This is a genomic window from uncultured Psychrobacter sp., assembly GCF_947495825.1.
Classification (GTDB): Bacteria; Pseudomonadota; Gammaproteobacteria; order Pseudomonadales; family Moraxellaceae; genus Psychrobacter.
In genome coordinates this window covers 139,196-161,917 of sequence record NZ_CANMAH010000005.1, presented here as the reverse complement: position 1 = coordinate 161,917, position 22,722 = coordinate 139,196, and the positions used below count along the sequence as shown (strand labels likewise).

At 42.7% G+C, this 22,722-nt stretch carries 18 protein-coding genes; 11 read left to right on the top strand and 7 right to left on the bottom strand.

The annotated features are described in order from the left end of the window. Window positions 1-25 precede the first annotated feature (25 nt). From gmk to Q0895_RS07415, 8 genes are all read left to right on the top strand, one after another. Complete coding sequence (gmk, locus tag Q0895_RS07450) at window positions 26-655, top strand: guanylate kinase (protein WP_299187171.1); 630 nt, start codon at window positions 26-28, stop codon at window positions 653-655. A 170-nt stretch (window positions 656-825) separates the two neighbouring features. After that, window positions 826-1,086: a DNA-directed RNA polymerase subunit omega gene (rpoZ, locus tag Q0895_RS07445; RefSeq protein ID WP_299187168.1), complete on the top strand. Its 261-nt coding sequence runs from the start codon at window positions 826-828 to the stop codon at window positions 1,084-1,086. Between the two features lie 470 nt (window positions 1,087-1,556). Then, the gene (locus Q0895_RS07440; RefSeq protein ID WP_299187166.1) at window positions 1,557-3,743 is read left to right on the top strand and encodes an HD domain-containing protein; all 2,187 of its coding nucleotides are present in this window, start codon (window positions 1,557-1,559) and stop codon (window positions 3,741-3,743) included. Between the two features lie 117 nt (window positions 3,744-3,860). Next, window positions 3,861-4,241, top strand: coding sequence for a RidA family protein (locus Q0895_RS07435; protein WP_299187164.1), 381 nt, complete (start codon window positions 3,861-3,863; stop codon window positions 4,239-4,241). 202 nt (window positions 4,242-4,443) lie between these two features. Next, window positions 4,444-6,717 carry a primosomal protein N' gene (locus Q0895_RS07430; protein WP_299187162.1) on the top strand — a complete coding sequence of 758 codons (2,274 nt, stop codon included), beginning with the start codon at window positions 4,444-4,446 and terminating at the stop codon, window positions 6,715-6,717. A gap of 307 nt (window positions 6,718-7,024) precedes the next feature. After that, the gene (locus Q0895_RS07425; protein WP_299187159.1) at window positions 7,025-8,194 is read left to right on the top strand and encodes a cation diffusion facilitator family transporter; all 1,170 of its coding nucleotides are present in this window, start codon (window positions 7,025-7,027) and stop codon (window positions 8,192-8,194) included. A gap of 543 nt (window positions 8,195-8,737) precedes the next feature. Further along, a complete protein-coding gene (locus tag Q0895_RS07420; RefSeq protein ID WP_299187157.1) occupies window positions 8,738-9,442 on the top strand; it encodes a hypothetical protein in 705 nt (234 codons plus the stop codon). A 62-nt stretch (window positions 9,443-9,504) separates the two neighbouring features. Then, entirely contained in the window at window positions 9,505-11,394 is a 1,890-nt protein-coding gene (locus Q0895_RS07415; protein WP_299187154.1) for a monovalent cation:proton antiporter-2 (CPA2) family protein, read from the top strand. Window positions 11,395-11,444: 50 nt separating this feature from the next. Here the strand turns inward: Q0895_RS07415 and Q0895_RS07410 are convergent, their stop codons facing one another. Continuing rightward, on the bottom strand, window positions 11,445-12,374 hold the full coding sequence (locus tag Q0895_RS07410) for a DUF2628 domain-containing protein (protein ID WP_299187151.1): 930 nt from the start codon (window positions 12,372-12,374) through the stop codon (window positions 11,445-11,447). 405 nt (window positions 12,375-12,779) lie between these two features. On the opposite strand from Q0895_RS07410, the gene trmB reads away from it, so the two are divergent. The 3 genes from trmB to Q0895_RS07395 all read left to right on the top strand — a co-directional run bounded on the left by trmB (window position 12,780) and on the right by Q0895_RS07395 (window position 16,799). After that, a complete protein-coding gene (trmB, locus tag Q0895_RS07405) occupies window positions 12,780-13,517 on the top strand; it encodes a tRNA (guanosine(46)-N7)-methyltransferase TrmB (RefSeq protein WP_299187361.1) in 738 nt (245 codons plus the stop codon). Between the two features lie 1,060 nt (window positions 13,518-14,577). Beyond that, a complete protein-coding gene (recA, locus tag Q0895_RS07400) occupies window positions 14,578-15,636 on the top strand; it encodes a recombinase RecA (RefSeq protein WP_299187148.1) in 1,059 nt (352 codons plus the stop codon). 41 nt (window positions 15,637-15,677) lie between these two features. Continuing rightward, window positions 15,678-16,799 carry a regulatory protein RecX gene (locus Q0895_RS07395; RefSeq protein ID WP_299187145.1) on the top strand — a complete coding sequence of 374 codons (1,122 nt, stop codon included), beginning with the start codon at window positions 15,678-15,680 and terminating at the stop codon, window positions 16,797-16,799. A gap of 113 nt (window positions 16,800-16,912) precedes the next feature. Here Q0895_RS07395 and Q0895_RS07390 read toward each other — a convergent pair whose 3' ends face one another. From Q0895_RS07390 to Q0895_RS07365, 6 genes are all read right to left on the bottom strand, one after another. Continuing rightward, window positions 16,913-17,629 carry a YidB family protein gene (locus Q0895_RS07390; protein ID WP_299187142.1) on the bottom strand — a complete coding sequence of 239 codons (717 nt, stop codon included), beginning with the start codon at window positions 17,627-17,629 and terminating at the stop codon, window positions 16,913-16,915. Between the two features lie 216 nt (window positions 17,630-17,845). Beyond that, window positions 17,846-18,325 (bottom strand): hypothetical protein, encoded by a 480-nt coding sequence (locus Q0895_RS07385; RefSeq protein WP_299187140.1) that lies wholly within the window; start codon window positions 18,323-18,325, stop codon window positions 17,846-17,848. Window positions 18,326-18,342: 17 nt separating this feature from the next. After that, a complete protein-coding gene (locus tag Q0895_RS07380) occupies window positions 18,343-18,624 on the bottom strand; it encodes a succinate dehydrogenase assembly factor 2 (protein ID WP_075102736.1) in 282 nt (93 codons plus the stop codon). A gap of 86 nt (window positions 18,625-18,710) precedes the next feature. Then, entirely contained in the window at window positions 18,711-19,598 is an 888-nt protein-coding gene (gene folP / locus Q0895_RS07375) for a dihydropteroate synthase (RefSeq protein WP_299187137.1), read from the bottom strand. Between the two features lie 201 nt (window positions 19,599-19,799). Continuing rightward, window positions 19,800-21,692 (bottom strand): ATP-dependent zinc metalloprotease FtsH, encoded by a 1,893-nt coding sequence (gene ftsH, locus Q0895_RS07370; RefSeq protein WP_299187135.1) that lies wholly within the window; start codon window positions 21,690-21,692, stop codon window positions 19,800-19,802. Between the two features lie 279 nt (window positions 21,693-21,971). Further along, the gene (locus Q0895_RS07365) at window positions 21,972-22,604 is read right to left on the bottom strand and encodes an RlmE family RNA methyltransferase (protein WP_299187134.1); all 633 of its coding nucleotides are present in this window, start codon (window positions 22,602-22,604) and stop codon (window positions 21,972-21,974) included. Between the last annotated feature and the right edge of the window lie 118 nt (window positions 22,605-22,722).

The following is a 22,722-nucleotide window of genomic DNA, read 5'->3' as shown; positions in this document are numbered from 1 at the left end:
CTCATTTATTACTAGGACACACTGTATGACAGGTTCATTGTTTATTATTACTGCAGCCTCTGGTACTGGCAAGACCTCACTGGTCAAACAGTTACTTGCTACCACCAACGATCTGACTGTCAGTGTCTCTCATACTACCCGCCAGCCACGACCTGGAGAGATTGACGGTCATCATTATCACTTTACTAGTGTTGATGTTTTTACCAAAGCTATCGCTGAAGGTCAGTTTTTGGAGCATGCAGAAGTATTTGGCAACTATTATGGCACCTCAGAGCAAAGCGTGCGTACGCAGTTAGAAGCAGGCGTCGATGTTATCTTGGAGATTGATTGGCAAGGGGCGCTGCAAGTCAAAAAGATATTTGCTGAAGCAATCATGGTATTTATCTTACCGCCAAGCGTAGCGACATTACGTCAGCGTCTATCAACACGCGCAACAGACAGCACCGATGTCATTGAACAGCGCTTAGCGGGCTCAGTCAATGAGATGTCACAATATGTACATGCCGACTATGTGGTGATCAACGATAATTTTGAGGTGGCGTTGACAGAACTAAAATCCATCATCATAGCCGACAGACAAACACTAAGACGTCAACAGCAGCGTTATAGCCGCGTTATCACCAACTTATTGTTAGACCCAGCTGACCAGCCATAAGTCAAACATTTAATTCTATAAGGTTTAAATTACAAGACATAAAAAGCAACTGCGCGCTTGGGTAAATAAATGCTATAATAGCCAGTTATTATTCCTTATATTTTTGATACTATTTTTATTGAGTGGCGAGCAATGTTCGTTACTGATAAAAACAACCGAGGTAGCTATTTATGGCACGAGTAACGATTGAAGATTGTTTAGAGAATGTTGATAATCGCTTTGAATTGGTATTGGTTGCCAGCAAACGCGCTCGTCAGCTTGCAAAAGGTATTACTGAGCCGTTAGTAGAAGTCGATAATGACAAGCCCACAGTATTAGCATTACGTGAGATTGCCGTTGGTAAGATTACGCGCGACATCCTAAACCAGCCAGAGCATAATTTTGCTACAAGCTCATTGGATTTAGCATTGTCAGGCGATCATAGCTTCTAGAGTTATGCAGTACAGTCTTGTTTTTGTCTGAGCGATTGCCATATAATCTGTACTAAAGCTCAAATCAGACGCTATAACGAAGATTGCAATAATAAAAGCCCCAATAGAACCACAGGAAAACCACAGTGTCATACTGTGGTTTTTGACGTTTATACTGGTCATATTTTTCTAAACGATTGTTAACAAAATATATTTATAGACAACATTCAACCATTACTACAGCTTGAAAGTTTTTAAACTGTCTATATGCTTAGTAGTTGACATTCAGCGCAATTTAAGATTAATTAGAGGGTGGCGTCGCAATCATGAAAACAGAGAATGAAGAGTGTGTGGCTTAACTACTCTTTATAGATATAATTTTCACCGCTACCATCGCCCAACCCGTATATACAGCACCAAGCCATCAGATGCATTAAAGCTGGTTAAGTCGTAATTTCCAGTCATGTAACGAACAATAGGATCGCCACTCTATGAGCCAAAACTTACCCAAACTCAGTCACCATCTGGTTGATGAAGCTCAGTATAATTTACTGCGTTCGGTTGGGTATTTATGTGCAGCTGAGCGTCACGACATCATAGATGCGTGTGCCTTTGGCGATGTTGCACACATAAAAGACCGGCGCAAATCAGGTGAGCCTTATATTACTCACCCCATAGCGGTCGCTGAAATACTGGCCGGCTTTCGGCTAGATCGAGATACTATCATCGCAGCAATCTTACATGATACGGTCGAGGACACAGAAGTTAGTGATGAGCAGATTGAACAGCGGTATGGTAAGGTTGTCGCAAGACTGGTCGATGGCGTCACCAAGCTTAAGTCCTCTACTCATAACAAGCAGCAAAACAAAGCAGCTACTTTTCACAAAATCCTCACTGCAACTTTAAATGATCCACGCGTGCTAATCATTAAGCTTGCCGATCGTCTGCACAATATGTCTACGCTTGATGCGGTTCGCCCTGAAAAGCAGCGCGCTACTGCTCAAGAGACCTTAGATTTTTATGTGCCATTTGCACGCTTGATGGGTCTCAATGATATCGCTGATTACATTGAAGTCTTGTGTTATCGCAACCTTAATTCTGACATGTATAACAAGTTATCTGATAAATTGTTACAGCATGGTCTTGGGCGTAATTTTCAAAGAGAAGCCATCCATCGTTATCTGACTATAGTCCTCAATAATTTAGGGCTTGGCGGTCATGTAAAGGTATTAGATAATCGCGTGGTTATATACCGACAGTTTTTCCGCAATCGCGGTGAAATCAATGCCCTACTTCGCCATTATGCGTTTGAGATTGTGCTGGATAATATTGAAGCTTGTGACAAGCTTGCGTATTACCTGATAAAAAAGTATCAGATTGACGACTCACATATTGAGGATAATATTCGCAGGCCATTACCTGGCGGCAATCAATCGCTCACATTGATTTATGAACGTGATAATGATTTTGTAAAAGTCACTATCTTGACCAAACAGATGCAAAATGCGGCAAGGCTTGGGGTTATCGGAGCAGAACACGCATCTGATGTGAGTCAATCCGTCATTCAAGCCTCGTTACGCAACATGAAAGACTTGGTTGACGAGGAGTCCTTAGATGAAAACAGTCCTGACTTTACCGCGGCTGTCTCTACCATTAACGAGCTGATGGATTATCTGCATTCTAGCAAGATCATTTGCTATAGTCCACAAGGCCGAGCCTATGAGCTACCGCAAGGTGCAACAGCACTAGACTTTGCTTATGCTGTAGGCCCTATGGTCGGTAACGTGGCGGTCGGAGCCAACATCGATGGCAAAAAAGCCAAACTGGGTACCGTAGTCAAAAACGGTCAGCTGGTCGAAATCGAAGTCAATAGTCATTCAGAACCAAAAGCTGAATGGCTCGGGTTTGTCGTTACTAATAAAGCCCGTGAAGAGATATTACGTTGGTTTAAAGACTTGTCCGCAGCTGACAAGCAACATCATGGTCAGCAAGCTTTGGATCGTGCACTAAAAACCTACCAAAAAAACCTCGATGACTTGACGGATAGCGACTGGCAAAACCTCACTGAATGGCGCGGCTTACCAGAAAAAAGCGCTCTTTTTGAACAAATAAGCTCTGGCACCCTGCTGCCGCAACTTGTAGTGTCACGTTTGTTCAGTGATGAAGTCAGTAACTTACAGGCTCAACGACACAATAATGGCATGGTACAACCGCAGCAGCTGATTGCAAATGCTGCCGGTGTTGAGATTGATTTTGCCAACTGTTGTCATCCTATCTATGGTGATCCTATCGTCGGACATCTATCACGTCATGGTCTGGTCGTCCATCGACACAAATGCTTCTCGCTTGATGATATTCGTAAAGACAATCCGTATCAGGTCATACAGTTACGCTGGCGTAGCGACAAAGCGATCAAACAAAGTGAGGCGGATGAGCAAAGTGGAAAGATACGTTTCCCAGCTTACCTAAAGCTGTCTATCGCTCTTAGCGATGAACAAATTAGTGAAGTCATCTACCATTTGCGTCAGCTCAATATCGGCGTCGAAACTGTCGATGTACGTAGCAGCGACACCATCGTTCATGTGATTGTCCGTAGCCGCGATCATTTGGCGCAAGGTATTCGTGAACTGCGCTCTTTACTCGGCTTTCCTAATATCGTGCGCTTATACCAGCTATAAGCGTATGCGACCTTTTGTATGAATTTAAAAAAATCCAAAACAATGCTAGACTCTCCTGCTAGTTTCTAGCAAAAACTCTTGCAAACTAAACCAGTAAAAATAAGACAAGGATACAACATGAGCCGTCAAACCATTCAAACTGATAAAGCGCCAGCAGCTGTTGGTACCTATTCACAAGCCGTAAAAGTCGGTAATACCGTATATATCTCAGGCCAGCTTGGTTTTGACCCTGAAACGATGGAACTGCGCGACGGATTTGAAGCGCAAGCAAAGCAAGTATTTGCTAACCTAAAAGCCGTTTGTGAAGCTGCGGGTGGTAGCTTAAGCGATGTGGTGAAGTTTAACGTATCCTTGACTGACTTAAATGACTTTGCTGTCCTTAATGAAGTCTTTGTCGAAAACTTAAGCGAGCCATACCCAGCCCGTGCTGCCGTACAGGTTGCTGCCCTACCAAAAGGTGGCGTCGTTGAGATTGAAGCCATTTTATATATTGAATAAGCCGCTATATCATTTGACTAAATGCTTGAATGCTTAAGTCAAAAAATATGCTTTTAAAAAGATAGTTATAGAGTAAGCCCAAATATGTTTATTTGGGCTTATTGCTATCTTTATTCTCAATGCCATAATCTAAATAGCTAGAAGCTACATATCTAAAAATTTAATCTAAAAGCTATATATCAAAAAGCTAAGGGTGCATTTTATGTTGGTACAAGTTGCTCTACCCGTGCCCCTTTATCGGGTATTTGACTATAGCGTATCAACAGATAGCAACGTCTCATCAAACGTTTCTCTGCCGCAGATCGGTAGCCGTGTCGAAGTGTCATTTGGTCGTCAAACCTTAATCGGTATTGTAGTCGCTCATATTGCTGAAGCTGATAGCAGTGTACCTAGCGGTAAGCTTAAACCCATCAATAAATGCCTAGATGCTGAACCTATTTTAGATGCCAGCATGCTAAAGCTTGCTTACTGGCTGGCACGCTATTATCACTATCCACTGGGCGATGTATTTGGCGTTATCTTGCCGACGCTGGTGCGTCAGGGCAAGCCGCTGGACTTACTGATTACGCATTGGCGAATTTTGCCGCATGTAAGCGATGATGACTTTCATGCCAATGCAAAAAAACAAAAGCAGCAGTTTGATATGCTCAAATTGCATGGCGAGCGCGGTGCCAGCGAAGACGTCTTATTATTAGAAGGTATGGAGCGCGCCTTTTTAAAGACGTTAGAAGAAAAAGGTCTGATTGAGCGCTATATTGAGCCAAAACAAGCACCAACTCCTGTCACGTTAGCGAAAATGCCCCTTGATCTAAATGAAGAACAGCAGCAGGCGGTCAACGCTATCATCGCTACTCATGAAGCTCAGCGCTACACAGGTTTTTTGTTAAATGGTATTACAGGCAGTGGTAAGACTGAAGTTTACTTACAAGTCATGCAAGCGGTACTCGAGGCAGGGAAGCAAGTTTTGATCTTGGTGCCAGAGATTGGCTTAACACCGCAGACGCGTGCTCGTTTTGCCAGTCGCTTTGCCGCTCATATTGTGTTGCTGCATTCTGGTATGAACAATACCCACCGTCTGCAAGGCTGGCAAGATTGTCGCACAGGACACGCCCAAATCATCATTGGCACGCGCTCAGCAGTGCTCTACCCCTTTGCTGACTTAGGGTTGATTGTCGTCGATGAAGCGCATGATGGCTCGTATAAGCAGCAAGACACCCTGCGCTATCATGCCGCTGACGTCGCTCTTTATCGCGGCGTGCAATACAATATTCCAGTCATCCTTGGTACCGCTACCCCCTCTCTTGAACATCTAAAGCTGGTCGATGATGGCAAACTCATAGAATGTCAGCTATCGACACGACCAGGCAATGCCAAGCCTGCGCCCATGCAGCTTATCGATGCGCGTCTGCAAAGTACTCATCAGCAAACGACGGATGATGGCGCACGCTACGATACAGGACTGACAGACGCCATGATTGGGGCAATACGGCAAACCCTAGAAGCTGGCGATCAAGTATTGGTGTTCCTAAATCGGCGCGGCTATGCGCCTGTTTTATTGTGCGAAGCTTGCGGCTGGCAAGCAGATTGTCCGCGCTGCGATGCCCATCTGACTGTTCATTATAATAGTCAGTCTCAATATAGCTCATATCTAAAATGCCACCACTGCGACTGGCAAGCTTATATTCCAACCGTTTGCCCTGATTGTGGCAGTCAAAACTTGGATGCCAAAGGTATAGGCACGACAAGACTAAGCGAAAATTTGCACGCGATTTTTGCCAATCCGCAAACCAGCAAAGAGCTGTACCCCATTATTCAAATCGATCGTGATACCACACGGCGCAAAGACAGCTGGGAGAATATTTATCAGCGTATCAATCAAGGTGACCCTGCTATCTTGGTGGGGACACAAATGGTCGCCAAAGGTCATCATTTTCCAAACGTTACCTTGGTTTGCTTACCCAATGCCGATCGCGGCTTTTTATCCGCGGATTTTCGCTCGCCTGAGCATACCGCGCAGCTGATGATTCAGGTCGCTGGTCGAGCAGGACGCGGAGACAAAGCAGGACGCGTGTTAATCCAAACGCTACAGCCTGACAACGCGCTACTGCTAAAACTGGTAAAAGACGGCTACCTGTCTTTTGCGCGAGAGCTACTACAAGAACGCAAAATGATGGGACTGCCACCTTACACCCATGCCGCGCTGATTCGCTGCGAAGGCAAAACTCTTGCTGCTACCATGCAGGCGCTCAAAGATGCCATCGCTATTTTGCCTAGTAACCACAATTTGGCCGTGCTCGGCCCCATCGATGCGCCCATGAGTAAAAAAAACAGTCGCTACCATGCGCAGCTGTTATTACTTGCCAAAGATCGGCGACAGCTTCACCATGTATTGGGCCACTGGTGGCAACCAGTACTGGCCCTACCTAGCGCTAAATATCTAAAACTGACTTTAGATATCGACCCTGTTGGCTGGTAGGCTGACACCTCGAACTTATCACCGTTTCCTCTTATTATTCTTAGGCTACTAAACGTATAGTCAATTCAAAATAACATGGTTATAAATTGAAGAGTGCTACTGGAATGAATTTTGCGCAGCCTCTGTGATAACAGCACGCAAGAAAAATTTATACCAGTAGACCATGTCATTTCTACAGTGAATCGATTATAGCTTTACTGGCTGCATTTTTACCTCGTCGTTACAGCTTCTAATACTCGACTATGTTAGATTTATTGTTAATCCTTGAAGTTATTTACTATAAATCTTAATAAATTTGAGTAACGTTATGAGTCAAGAAGATCCCAATCATGAGCAAAATAAGCATTTGCCTCAAAGTGAGCATAGTGATGTGCATAAAGATGGCGATAGTAACTATACTGCTGGCAATCAAGACGCTCATGATCATGATGAACACTTAAAGCAGACTACCGCGCCGAGAGACACCAAAGGCTATCAGCGTACGTTATTGATTAGTTTTGTGATTATCACAGGCTATATGTTTATCGAAGCGATTGGTGGCTTGTTAACTGGCAGCTTGGCGCTACTCTCTGATGCCGGTCACATGCTCAGCGACGCCATCGCTCTTGGCGCGACGTTGATGGCATTTAAAATCGGCGAAAAGACAGCCACCCATCAAAAGACCTTTGGCTATAAACGCTTTGAGATTATCGTGGCCACCGTCAATGGTGCGACGCTGGTAATTATCGCCTTGATGATTTTTTATGAAGCGATCAAACGTTTTAACTCGCCGCCAGAGATTGCCACCCAAGGTATGCTGATCGTCGCGACCATCGGTATGCTAGTCAATATCTTGGTTGCTTGGCTAATGCATCGTGGTAGTAGCACTGGCGATGGGCACGCACACAGCCATGGAGCAAATAAAGACCATGTAAAAACCAAAAGCGCTGACTCAAAAGAGCCTGTCAACCTCAATATGCAAAGCGCTTACTTGCACGTATTAAGTGATTTGATGGGCTCAGTGGCCGCTATTGTCGCCGCATTACTGATGATGGGGTTTGGCTGGGTTTGGGCCGATGCCGTAGCGTCGGTGATCGTCGCGGTACTTATCTTAGTAAGTGGTTACCGCGTCGTACGTGATTCGGTACATATCTTGATGGAGGGCACTCCAGAAGGTATATCGCTGGTAAATGTCGAGGACAAACTGCTTGCCCATCCACAAGTAAAACAAGTCCATGACCTGCATGTCTGGAGCATCACCAGCGGGCTAAATGCGCTATCTTGCCATGTGATGGTCGATGGAGATATGAGAATCTCGGATGCCAGCGTATTGATTGCCAATCTTGAACAAGGTTTGCTTGCGCTTGGTATTCATCACGCCACCATTCAGGTTGAAAGCTTATCGCACCCGCAGACCAGCACCCATAGCGATGCACTGGTTTGTGATGTCTCAGAAATTCCTATAGATAATAATAGTCATATTGGGCATAGTCATTAGTAACGAATAATTAATTAGGAGCCGTTAGATCGAAGAGTTGTAGGAGGTATAGACGTATTCTATTATTGATTACGTCTAATACAACGATAAATGTAACGTAATATAAGCCAAATTGACCAAACTGGAGTTATGACCCAAATTAGTAGCCCAAGACCTAACAGCGTCATTCTAACCCACAAATCTAAACAGCCATTGTACACATCAGGTAGATAAGCTGGCCCCATGTTTGATGCCATAATCGACACAAATCCAAACGCTAGGATAAAACCCAAAATTATAAAGCGTACAGAGATTCTTAGCGTAGTATCAATCCAAGTATCTTGTTTTTGTCGCTCTAAAAACTTTAGCATCACAGCGCATCTCATCTACCCAATAAAAGCCTTAACATCATAGCTTGAAATACTATAATCATTAAACAAATTAAACTTAAAGCGGTTTATGTGTTTATAATAACTATAATAAACCACTATTTATTATACTGATTGACATTGGTAAGCAGACTTATTAGTATTTTTTTAACCTACTTATTGACGATATAATCTTATGTCTAGACGCTCGGCGCCCTTTGTCGCCCCAGACTATATTGACAACCCTACGTCAAAAGATGGCAAAAAACACGCCAAGGTTTTGCTATCAACCCTGCAAGAAGATATTGCTAAGTTTCGTGACGAGCAGTTTCCGCCTGACATTTTACGTCAAATCCGTGACATGCCCATTTATGAAGGTAACTTAGCAGAAGTCCAAGCGTACCAACAGCGTTGGCAAACTTTGCTTGAGCGTGCGATGGCTTTTTATCCAGCAGCCAACCTACCACCTGACTACCTACCACTGCCAGCCAGCCTTGAGATTCCCCAATTTATTTATCATGTTCAGCGCCTACATCTAACCAAAACCCATGCCAAGGAATCCAAAAGCTTTGGCTCAGTCGGCGCCCTGACTGATAAATGCGGCGATTATAGTGCTGAAGAGATTGCGCGCATGTCAGCAGTATTCGATAACGATGACGAGGCACGTTTGGTAGCTCATCGTGAATTTATTGATCTACGTGCGTATGTGTTTTGCCGCGACAGTAAAGGCGAGATGCTAGAGCCTGAGCGCGTACGCTTCTATCGTACCGGTCTTATCGTCCATGCGCTGCCTGAGTTTAAAATAATTGATAGCCGACAGACGCCGCGTAAGCGCCGTAACGATGCTTATAGCAATCCATTAGCAGACAATGGCGTTTGGAAAATTTATCGCAAAAAATAATTGTATTGTTTTATTTACTATGTCATTGGTTATACTTTTAAATTGATTGCTAAGGATGTTATATGTTCGCTGCCGCTGCCGGCTCTCCAAACTTGATGCTACAAGCCACCATATTTTTGGGTGCAGCGCTGCTTTTTGTCCCTCTTGGCAAACGCTTCGGTATTGCTACTGTTCTTGGTTATCTAATTACAGGACTCATATTAGGCCCAAGCGCGCTAGATGTGGCAGGTGACGCTGAGAGCTTGCTACATTTTTCTGAGTTTGGCGTGGTCATGCTGCTGTTCATTATCGGTCTTGAGCTGCAACCATCGCGGCTTTGGGCATTACGGCGCTCTATATTCGTCCTTGGTGGCTTGCAAGTTGGGCTTACTGGCACGCTATTAATGGTCACCATGTATCATTTTTTCTCTCTACGATTGGATACTGCCTTTATCGTCGGCTTTGGTCTAGCACTGTCATCCACCGCTTTTGTCCTGCAGATACTCACTGAAAAACAGCAGCTCTCTAGCACCCATGGCCGTGAAGCCTTTACTATTTTATTGTTCCAAGATATCGCCGTCATTCCTTTATTGGCAGTGATTCCGTTTTTGTCAGGTGTGCGCGAACAAAGCTACGATTTGATTTATTTTGCCAAAGTTTTTGCCGTCTTTGGTGGTCTTATCCTCGCTAGCCGTTATGTTATTCGACCGTTTTTTAAGTTTGTCGCATCTAGTGGGGCCTCAGAGCTACTGACCGCTGTCGCTTTATTTATCGTCATGGGTGTGTCTATTTTGATGGGACAAATTGGTCTATCAATGGCATTAGGGGCGTTTTTGACTGGTGTACTCTTAGCGGATTCTGAATATCGTCATGAACTAGAAGCCAGTATTGAGCCCTTTAAAGGTTTACTGCTTGGTCTATTTTTTATGTCAGTAGGGATGTTGACTGACATCAAGCTTATCATGGCACATCCTGTATTTATCATTAGTTGTGCTGTGGCGTTGATGTTCATCAAGTTCGCTGTGATTACCACTATTGCAAAGGTACTAGGCAATCGCTGGCCGACCAGTATTAGGCTGGGCGTGACCTTAGCTCAAGGCGGTGAGTTTGCGTTTGTATTATTTAACGTCGCTGCAACCCAAAACGTATTAGCGCCTGAAATGGAAAATACGCTAAATTTAATCGTGACCATTTCTATGGCGCTCACCCCGCTCGCCTTCTTACTATTAGATAAAATAGGTGAGCCTTTATTTGCCAAAAGTAAGCCTAGTCGCGAGCACGACACGATTCCCGATCATGAGCATCCAGTCATTATTGCAGGTTTTGGACGTGTCGGACAAATTATTGGGCGCGTATTACGCATGCACAATATCGAATTTACGGCCATTGAACGCTCAGCAAACCGAGTGGATTTTGTGCGTAAATTTGGTAACCAAGTCTATTATGGCGACCCAAAAAACCCTGAGATTCTGCGTGCGGCTGGTATCAGTAAAGCCCGTATTTTTATCATCGCTGTTGATGATTTAGAGCGCTCTATTACCACCGCTGAGTATCTACGCAAAAACTATCCTGATTTGGTTGTGTTGGCGCGCGCCCGTGACCGCCAGCATTATTACCGTTTACGTGAGGTTGGCGTGCGTCATATCTGGCGTGAGACCTATTTATCTTCGTTAGATATGTCACGTGAGTCCTTACAGCTGCTTGGTATATCACCTGAAAAAGCGCGTGACACGATTCAGACTTTTCGCGACTACGACGATGATTTGATTGAACGTCAGCAAGCTATCTACGATGATGAAGCACGGCTGATTGAATCAGCGCAATCGGCAATGGCAGAACTTGAAAGCCTGTTTGACGAAGATATTGGTAAAGCGCGCAAGATGGACTTAGGCGATTTTTATGAAGTACTTAAAAGCCAAGCAACACCCGTCGATGACTCTTCAAGCGACGTTGCCACTGACCCTAAAGCCTAGTGATTGTTACAAACCTAGCTTTAGCAGTCTTAATATTTAAATACTTAATCCTAATTAGTTATGCAGCGCTTGGGAGCTTGTTTTTTGTTAAGTGAGCTTATACAGTTCCAACTATCGCTATCAGGATTATGGTGAAATACTAGCGTTTGACCATTTAGATAGCGTATAGGAAACTTGACGTTTTGAACTGTCGCCATCACTGCGCAGTCAGTAGCAGGTAGGCCGTCTACTTGCGTAGTGATATGCATGCGTACTTGCTGAGCATCGGTACTAAGAGGCAAGCTGGTCGGACACTCGCCTGTTCGCTGATAAATTAGCGCGACTCGATTCTGCGCATTTTTAGTGATGTCATACGCATCAAATAACACCTCGTTTTCTTTTTTCTTAGCAAGAATGGGTAAAAACTGCACATTGATTACCATAAGCGCAAAAGCAAAGAACCCAAACCCCAAACCTAAACCAAATAAGCTCACCCCGCCCTCACGGCGTAAATGCGCTTGCTGTGCTGCCTCATCACGCGGATGGTCATTGATAGCATCAGCAATCTCACGCCTCGCCATGCGGTAATAATACGCATCTGTCCAGCGCGCCACCATAAATGACCAAAACAACCAAATCATCGCGGCGATGCCGATACGTGTTGCCATCTGATAGACATCTGGAATATATGACATCGCTACAAACTCAAACGTGACTAGAGCAATGACAATATTAAGTTGAATAAATGACCAGCCAGCAACGCTATAGACAAGCGCATCCATATAACGTTTGCGATATAAAAGCCAAGGTAGAGTCATAAAAAACGCAGCCCAGTGCCACTTAGGTGACAAATACCCTTGCTGATCAAATTGTGCAAAGCGTTTTAGATAATAACCTTGTGTGCGATGACCAATAAACCATTGATCAAGTTTTTTGCGCTTTAGAGGGGTTAGCTGTTCTTGATAAAACGGTGGTGGCGAATCCGTCTCAATAAATAACATAGCAGTAAGCTCTATTGACTGGTAAGGGTTGAAAATTACTTGGAATTTAGAACACCAAATAGTGGTTTATTGTGTCGATAAATGCTCTTTATTATATGACAATAAAACGGCAGATACGATGTACTTTAGTATAGGTTGATATAGCGACTATTAAAGTGTGTATAAGCCATTGTAAACCTCACGTTAAATGTTAAAGAGACACTCAAAGTAGGTTAGTCACTAACGATTTAGTCATGCATTATGATATTGCACGTTCACACATAGGGGTATTTAACTTATAATACCCTCATATTCGCTACCCAACTGAACTCTATTGCTCTTATGAATGAACATTCTCTCACTGATAGTCCTATCAAGCATCATACCGATGTCTCCACCGACACCGATACACAGACCAATGAGTCTATGGCATCTAATGCAGACACATCCAATACTAAACATAAACGTATCGTCAATACGTTTATGAAACGCCGTACACATATGAATAAAAATGCTGAGCTGGCTCTAACTGATCCAGAATTTGCTCAGTATTTGGTCAATAATAGTTTTGGTGATGGCAATCTTGAAGGCATAAACGATCTGCGCTCGTTGTTTAGTGACACACCTAATGGTAGTGACGCTCCACTCACCCTAGAAATCGGCTTTGGGCTGGGAGATTCGTTCATTGAGATGGCAGCAGCCGATCCTGCACGTAATTTTGTTGGCGTTGAAGTGCACGAGCCTGGCATTGGCAAATGTGCCTATATGGCCGGTACTCAGAACTTAACCAATGTTAAAATCATCAATGGTGATGCCATTCAGCTACTAAAGCAGCTGCCAGAAAACCACATTGATCGTATCCAGCTTTACTTCCCTGATCCATGGCAAAAAAAGCGTCATTATAAGCGTCGTTTCGTTAGTCCTGAACGCATGGCTATTGTCACTCGTAGCTTAACGCAAGGTGGCTGGTTCCATACGGCAACTGATTGGGAGCATTATGCATTTTGGATGGTTGATGTTTTAGATAACTTTGCTGGACTTAGCAATCAAGCTGGTAAAGGCAACTTCACAGCACGTCCTGACTTTCGTCCAATGACCAAGTTTGAACGTCGCGGTTTAGAGCGTGGTCACGGCGTATGGGATTTGATATATACTAAGGACTAGATTCTTATATTTTCTTTGATGGTTTATATACAGCGGCTAATTAACTTAGCCGCTTTTTTGTGAGACTATATTATTGGTTCTAATACCAATTTTGTTTTTGCGCTTAACCAAGACCATCCTAATCGACCTAGTTACTCTTTGCTTGGCTCTAGAATGCGGCTTCACTCTAAAAATAAAGATAAAAACCCTTGCTATTTTTGTTTATCTTTTTTAATAGAAATCTCTTTTGCTATTTTGGATTTTTGACAGTTTAAGACTGCGTTTATCATGAAGACTGTACTTTTCGATGACGTGAAACATGGACAAAAAAAGAAGAAGCATCATGTCAATTTTTATCCAAAACGTCCTCAATAAAAGGGAGTAGAATGGATAGATGACTTTTAATACTAGCGCAAACATTGATAGCATAAGGGATTGCAGAGTTTTCCCCATTCCCTGTGGATAAGTATGTGGATAAGTGACTACTTGACACGTATTTGACTTGATAAACTAATGGTTTAAGTAAAATTGGTTAATTTTTGTACAATTTAAATATCTATTTAAATCAACAACTTACATTCCCATAAAAGTAAAAATAACTTTTTATAAATTAATTTAAAATATTTTGCATACAAATTAATGTTTCACAAAATCGACTCTAAAGCCTATTATTTTCTGTGGACAATTCAATATTTTTATTGACATCTTCTGTGGTTAGTGAGTCTAATCTATCATAATAACAGTAAGACTTTCTACTTATTTAAACAGTTAAATCTCCTTTTATGTCACACGACAGCCGTTGTCGTTTGGTACCTTTCATATCATGATGTCGCATCTATATTTTGTTATAATTACTCCATCAAATCACATATCTACCAACCCTTTTATTCTAAACTTTATTCTACTTTTATTAACAGTATTTTTTACTGTATAGTGGGACAAAATGTTTATATCACGTTCATCTATACAGCCATGACATTAAAGGTAAGTTGAGACAGCCGATTTAACAGAATTCCTCCCATACTTACCTGCTATATTTTCAAATTACTCTTTTATGACAACTTATGACAAGGACTCCATTATGGACGACAATAAAGCCAAAGCACTAAAAGCAGCACTTGGTCAAATTGAAAAGCAGTTTGGCAAAAATACTATCATGCATCTAGGTGATGAGTCGGCAGCGCTTGACGTAGATGTTGTATCGACAGGCTCATTAGGGTTAGATATTGCCCTTGGAATTGGTGGCCTACCCAAAGGGCGCATTATTGAGATTTATGGCCCAGAGAGCTCAGGTAAGACCACTATGACGCTGCAAGCAATTGCAGAGTGTCAAAAGCAAGGTGGTACTTGTGCTTTTATTGATGCAGAGCATGCTCTTGATCCTGTCTATGCGCGCAGACTGGGAGTAAACACTGACGATCTATTGGTTTCTCAGCCTGATAACGGTGAGCAAGCGCTTGAAATTACTGATATGTTGGTACGCTCTGGTGCGGTTGATATGATCGTCGTTGACTCCGTCGCTGCTTTGACGCCGCGTGCAGAGATTGAGGGCGAAATGGGCGACTCACACATGGGTCTGCAAGCACGTTTGATGAGTCAAGCGTTGCGTAAGATTACTGGTAATGCCAAGCGCTCCAACTGTATGGTAGTGTTTATTAACCAAATTCGTATGAAAATTGGTGTTATGTTTGGTAGCCCTGAGACCACAACTGGTGGTAATGCCCTCAAGTTTTATGCTTCAGTACGTATGGATATTCGCCGTATTGGTGCGGTTAAAAACGGAGATGAAATCATCGGTAACCAGACTCGTGTTAAAGTCATCAAAAACAAAATGGCACCTCCATTCCGTCAGGCTGAGTTTGAAATTACCTATGGTGAAGGTACCAACCATTTAGCTGAAGTCATTGATCTAGGTGTCGAAGTTGGTGCGGTTGGTAAAGCTGGCGCGTGGTATAGCTATGGGGATGAAAAAATCGGTCAAGGTAAGGCCAACTCAGTTATCTTCTTAAAAGAAAATCCTGAGATTGCCCAAGCTATTGAGGCGAAGATTCGTGCTGAAAAACTTGGTGCTATTGATAATAGTGAAGCATCAGATGCAGACGATATGGATGAAGACACTGACGCAGCGCCAGTTCAATAATGGCTGCATTTTTTCTTTTATTGTTTAGCTGATTAATAGTTATGAAGATTAAAACATTAGCTGAAATTCTAGCTGAGTCGGAAGCCGACTCAGCTAGTACGTCTGCTCTAAAGCCAAAGACTGCCACTCAAAAATATCTATCTAAAAAGCCTGCCAAAAAAAAGAACTCTGTCGTTAAATCCAAGTTTGAAAAATTCACACCTAAGCCTTCTTTACAAGATGATGAGACGTTTGATAACTTTGATAACCTTAGTCATACTTCTCCGCCCTCTTCTCATGCCCCCTCCGCTAAGACTAAATCCAAAAAGCGTAAGAAGCGCTTTCATCCAGCGGCTAGCTTTGAGCCTGAACCCAACACTGGACCTACCTATCAACCACCTAAAGCGCAAAGTATTAAAGAGATACTGGCGGAGGTTAAAAGCAATGTTCATGAAGAAAATATAGACGACAAGTCTGATATAGAAGCAAAATCAGCTGTAGATCACACTAGTGACGCTACAATTGATCATAATGATGACGACGTCACAAAGTTAAATGAAGACAGTGCAGTAGATAATCAAACAGATAACTTACCATCTGCGCTAAAAGCCTATTTACGCACACCTGAGCAGCGACAAGCGGATGTTGATGCTATTAAAGCTGAAAGCCGCTTACGCTGGTTGGCATTTTACTATCTTTCACGCCGCGAATATGGCAAAGCCGAGTTAAAACAAAAACTTTTGGATAAGGAGCAAGATCCCGATAAGATTGATACTTTACTCGATGAATTTGAGGAGAAAGGCTATCAAAGTGATTATCGTACGACCTTGATGCTGATTCGAGAAAGCATTCGTAAAGGTCGTGGTCGTGGTCGTATTAAACAAGAGTTTTATCGCAAAAAAGTTGAAATGCCAAGCAATATTGACGAGCTTATTGATATGGCCAATACAGAGTCTGATGAGTTTAGTGAGTTTGTAGATGATGATCCAAATAATCTGGTTGAAGGCGTAGACTGGCTGAAACTCGCAGTGGTCGCTCGTACCAAAAAATATGGTAACGACATCCCTACTGAGCAAAAAGACAAAGCACGGCAATTACGGTTTTTACAGTATCGCGGGTTTAAAGCCGATGTATGCTTTGCTGCTCTCAACTATACCACAGAAACACTAGATGAACGCTTTTAACTAGCCTGTGTAGTCAGCTCATTATTTGAATTAAAAATAGCCAAAAAAAAGAGCACGTGATTAAACGTACTCTATATTTTGGCTGCATTATAATAAAATCAAAACATGCCTACTTATTTCAACGTTCCAAGACGACTGGATAATTGACTCACAATCTGATCGATTTCTTGATTGGCTTCTGTTTCGTTATCTAGGTTACCATGTGGCGTCAATTGATTCACGACTTCTGGCAACAACTCAGCCAACCCTTGACGCACTTCTGATTGATTGGCTCCAGTATGTGCAGCAACTTGCTGGATTTCGCTCTCGTCAAACAAGCGACTAACGTCATTGGGGTCTAAATTGTCATTAAGTTCATGATTGCTCATCCAAGAGCGCGCTTGCTTGTCATAACCCATACCTGTAATTTTAGACAATGCGCCGCTAAGACCACCGTTTCGTTGTATCCAGCTAAGCACCATAGGCATAAGAGCGGCGACTAACATGCCTTTACCACCAAAACCACCTCTCGTACGCTGTCCGCCTAAAACACTACCTAGAATATCACCTAGTCCACCTGCACCAGAGTTCATACCACCGCGTTGTCTACCGCCAGTCAAGCCTCCTAAGATATCATCTAAACCCAACCCATTAGCTGACTGATTGTCATATCGCTGCGGATTATACTCACGTGTCTGATTGCGACTACCTGTTAATACGCCACCCAAAATATCACCGAGACCACCCGTGCGGCGTGGATTAATGTTTTGATTGACCGGATTACGTTTGGAATCTTCTGGGTCCATTGCACTACTAGCAACTTGTGTAATTAAGTTCCCTAATAAACTCATAATATTGTCCTCTCCTTATTTTAATCGTATTGTCGTACATGACATCATAGCTATTAACAGTATGAGCTGTCTTGTTAGCCAATATAACAAACCGTTTTAACCATCAGGATAGGTATTTTGTTATCACACGTAGTACTTCGTAAGATAGCTATCAAGCGTGACATAAGAAGGGTCACTACAAAATTTATAAAGCGATATCAGTTTTAAAATTTAGCCTCAATTCAGTTTTTTGCCTACTATAGTGGCTAAAATATTTAATTGTTGCCAATGATCAAAGCTGACTTGATCACGATAGATAGTAATGCTCAAAGAACGTTTAAAAGGTTCAGTAGTAACAAATTCAAAATTTAACAACCATTGATAACGATGAACACTTTGGAGATCAGCTCGCCATAACTCATCACCGCGGCCAGTACGCATAAGCAATTGCCATTCTTTACTTACATGCTTATGTAAAGGAGGCTGACTTAAATGTAGTAGTATTGGCCTCGCTAAAGCCAAATAACTTATCACTGCTGCGCTTACAATCAGCATTAAAACATACTGCCACAATGACAGTTTGGCAAACCAAGATAATAAGACGATCGAGACTGCCAATCCAGTATATATCAACGCACGAAGTCGACTGCCATATCTAATGGCAGTATCAATACGTAACGTATCTACAGGTACTTGTACCGCAGTAGAATCAAGCATCGGTAAAAACCAAGTGGTTATGACAAGTCTTTTTCATGACGCCACGTTTTAATTTTTTTAACCAGTGTCCATATAGCCTCATCATCTGGACGCGCCTGATTGGTAAAATAGTCTAATAGATCAGGATCTTCATAAGTGAGCATGTTTGCAAAAGCTTCTTGTTCAGCAGGATCTGCTGTTAAGTAAAGCTCTTTTACGTAAGGATCGATATAAAAATCTAACTCTTTTAGGCCGCGTCGTGCTTGATAAATAATCCGGCGCTGCTCATTGGTTGGTTCTGGTTGACTCGTTGCTGTCATAAATTTGATCTCACTAAGGATAAATCTAAATAAAAATACGTTGTAGCATTATAGAACAATCATTCCTGCCATTAGACCTTGTTTTGCTAATAAGCGGATAATTGATTCCATAATGCTACCGCTTGCTGCATCATAGGAACATTATGCGTACGAATAATACACGCCCCTTGCTGTAGCGCAAATAAACCGGCCGCAACTCCTACTGTATCGCGCTCAGGGGCTTTAGTCGTCGCAAGCTGATCAAGGCCACTATTGGCCAATACTTCTGCTAAAAAACGCTTACGCGACACGCCAAACATTAGCGGCAATCCAAGCGCTTTTAAGCTCTCAAGCTGGGTCAATAATGCACAGTGATGTTCGTAGTTTTTAGCGAAGCCAAAGCCGGGGTCGATAATCATCTTATCATGCTTAACGCCGAGAGCTATCACCTCATCGATACGAGCCGTCAACTCAGCCCTTACTTCACTGACTACGTCGTCATAATGGGCCAAACTACTCATCGTCGTTGGCTCACCACGCATGTGCATAAGCATTACTGGTATATCAAGTTTGGCCGCCATTGCGACTGCACCTTCACGTTTTAAGGCACGTACATCATTCCAAATATCTGCGCCTGCTTCAACAGCCGCTTGTATAACTATAGGATTACTAGTATCAATCGATAACCAAGCTTCTCCGCCAAGTTGTTGTCGTATGGCTTTAACGACTGGTACTACACGCTGTACTTCTTCAGTAGTAGCCACAGAGTCAGCATTTGGACGAGTAGATTCGCCTCCTATATCAATGATAGTTGCTCCTGATTCAAGCATATGCTGACAATGTTCAACAGCTTTATCAATAGCATTGAACTGCCCTCCATCTGAAAATGAGTCAGGCGTTACGTTCAAAATACCCATGATATGGGGCTGAGATAAATCTAGATCTTTAGTAGGTCCAGATAGCGTATAAGCTGGTAAAGGGTCAAATAATGACATAACTCATCCATCAATGATTATATAAACAATATACTCTGTAATATAAGATATCCCAATTATATCTAATAGTAGAACAAACACAAAAACTAATGGAATAGCTATGAACTATAGTACCAGCAATTAGCATCAACAATTTTAAACCACTAAAAAAGCCCTTTGTGAAAAGGGCTTTTTTATAATAGCTAACATCTCAATTTCAGCTTACATTGCTGGTAACGGAGGTGGCGTTAAACCCGTAGGCTTAGCATTACCTTTACCTAGATTGACGCCAGGCTGATAAACCTTAGGCGGACGCGGCTCTTCACCTGCTAGAATATCTTGCAACTGATCACGATCAATCGTTTCCCATTTCATCAACGCATCGACCATCGCATGCATCTTATCTTGGTTGCCTTCAATCAGCTCACGGGCAATGTCATACTGCTCTTCCAACATACGACGTACTTCTTCATCTACCTTTTGTTGTGTGGCTTCTGAGATAGTACGGCTGCTAGAACCAAAATAGCCTTGTGAACTGTCGTCATCTTCGTACACCATGACACCAAGTGCATCCGACATACCATACTTAGTGACCATTGCACGAGCCATTTTGGTGGCACGTTCGAAGTCATTAGAAGCACCTGTTGACATCTGATTAATAAACACTTCTTCTGCAATACGGCCACCGAATAAAATGGCGATGTCGTTCAACATTTTTGACTTGTACATACTGGTCTGATCATGCTCAGGCAGCTGCCATGTTACCCCAAGTGCAAATCCGCGCGGCATGATAGTGACCTTATGCACAGGATCAGTACCGGGAAGTAGCTCTGCAACTAAAGCGTGACCTGACTCATGATAAGCAGTCGCGCGGCGCTCTTCTTCACGAATAACCATAGATTTACGCTCAGGACCCATGTACAGCTTGTCTTTGGCATCTTCAAAATCATTCATATCGACGCTGGTTTTATTACGACGAGCTGCAAACAATGCTGCTTCGTTTACCAGGTTAGCCAATTGTGCACCGCTAAATCCAGGTGTACCGCGAGCAAGGGCATTTGCATCGACCGCTACTGTATTGGGCAGTTTTTTCAAATGCACTTTCAAGATCTGCTCACGACCTTTGATATCTGGCAAGCCTACTTGTACTTGACGATCAAAACGACCCGGACGTAATAAGGCTTTATCGAGTACATCTGCACGGTTAGTCGCTGCAATGACAATTACGCCTTCATTACCTTCAAAACCATCCATTTCAACCAATAGCTGGTTAAGCGTTTGTTCACGTTCGTCATTACCACCGCCCATACCAGAGCCACGATGACGACCAACAGCATCAATCTCATCAATAAAGATAATACATGGTGCACTCTTCTTTGCTTGCTCAAACATATCACGCACACGAGATGCACCAACACCGACGAACATTTCTACAAAATCAGAACCTGAGATTGAGAAAAAAGGTACTTTGGCCTCACCAGCGATGGCTCTTGCCAATAGTGTCTTACCTGTACCTGGTGGGCCAACCATTAAGATACCGCGTGGAATAGTTGCACCAAGCTTGGTAAATTTATCAGGATCACGTAAGAAGTCAACGACTTCAACGACTTCTTCCTTGGCTTCTTCACAACCAGCAACGTCTTCAAAATTGACGTTAATTTGGTCTTCAGTCAGCATTTTAGCTTTAGACTTACCAAAGCTCATCGGTCCGCCACCTTTACCGCCAGCACCACCTTGCATATTGCGCATAAAGAACAAAAATAAACCAATAATCAATAAGATTGGGAAACTGGCTATTAGCAATTGCATCAGCACGCTTTGACGTTTAGGCGCAGTCCCTTGGACTTCGACTTGGTTTTCACGTAATAGTGGCATCAACTGCTCATCAGTCACAGCTGGCCTAATGGTCTCAAAAGTTGAACCATTTTTCTTTTCGCCGATGATTTGCTCGCCGTCGATCTCAACACTGGCTACTTGGTTTTCGGACACTGCGGTCACAAACTCAGAGTAGTTAAGGTTATCTGGCTCAGATGATTGATCAAAGCCGCTAAACACCAGTACCAAAACGCCGATTACCACCAGCCACAATAAGGTATTTTTTACCATGTCGCTCACTAGTTATTCCCATCCCTTACTTATTGGTGTGTTTACTAGACACGTAACGCCTATATAAAAATGTAATATAAACTCATCATACATTATTAGACGACTTTGCTTGAAACATTTGAAACAAAACAAAGCTAATATATCATGATATATGGTTTTAACCTGCACAATTCAAGCGAAAGCTGCGTTTATTCAGTTAGCAATTGTAGCGGTTTTACACGTGATATGGCGTATTCTATAAAACTAATAATAAACTATTTATTGGGTACAACCTGTTGAAATAGCAAGTTATTTTATTGCTATCCAAAACATCTCTTTAGACCGTGGTCTTGATGCTGCAGGTTTGATACTACGAATCTTACTAAATTTAGACTGCATCTGCTTGCGTAATTCTTGTGACCCTTCACCCTGAAACACTTTCATAATAAGCGCGCCACCTTCAGGTAAGGTCTCTAAAGCAAAGTCTACTGCAAGCTCACATAAATATATCATTCGTGGTTGATCGACAGCACTGTTACCTGCCGTATTAGGCGCCATATCAGACAATACCACATTTACTTGCCTGTCACCGACCTCAGCCATGATTTTGTCAAAAACATCCGCTTCTCTAAAATCTCCTTGAATAAAGGTTACATCTGCCAAAGCGTCCATAGGCAAGATATCAGAAGCAATCAATGTACCACTGTCACCGACGAGTTGACTGGCTACTTGTGACCAACTACCAGGTGCACTACCCAAATCTACTACTGTCATTCCAGAAGATATCAGCTTAGCTTTTTCATTGATCTCAAGCAGCTTATAAGCAGCACGCGCACGATAACCATCCTTTTGTGCTCTTTTTACATAATGATCATCAATATGCTCTTTCATCCAAGCACGGCTACTTTTTGATAAACCTTTATTTTCAATGCGCGTGGCCAAAATACCTGCTCCTATTACTTTATGATGTAGCGACTGTCCAATAAACGACTGACTAAATTTTTACTGTTTAACTTAGTAATGAATATATTATGCAGATAAACTCATTCGACAATAATTC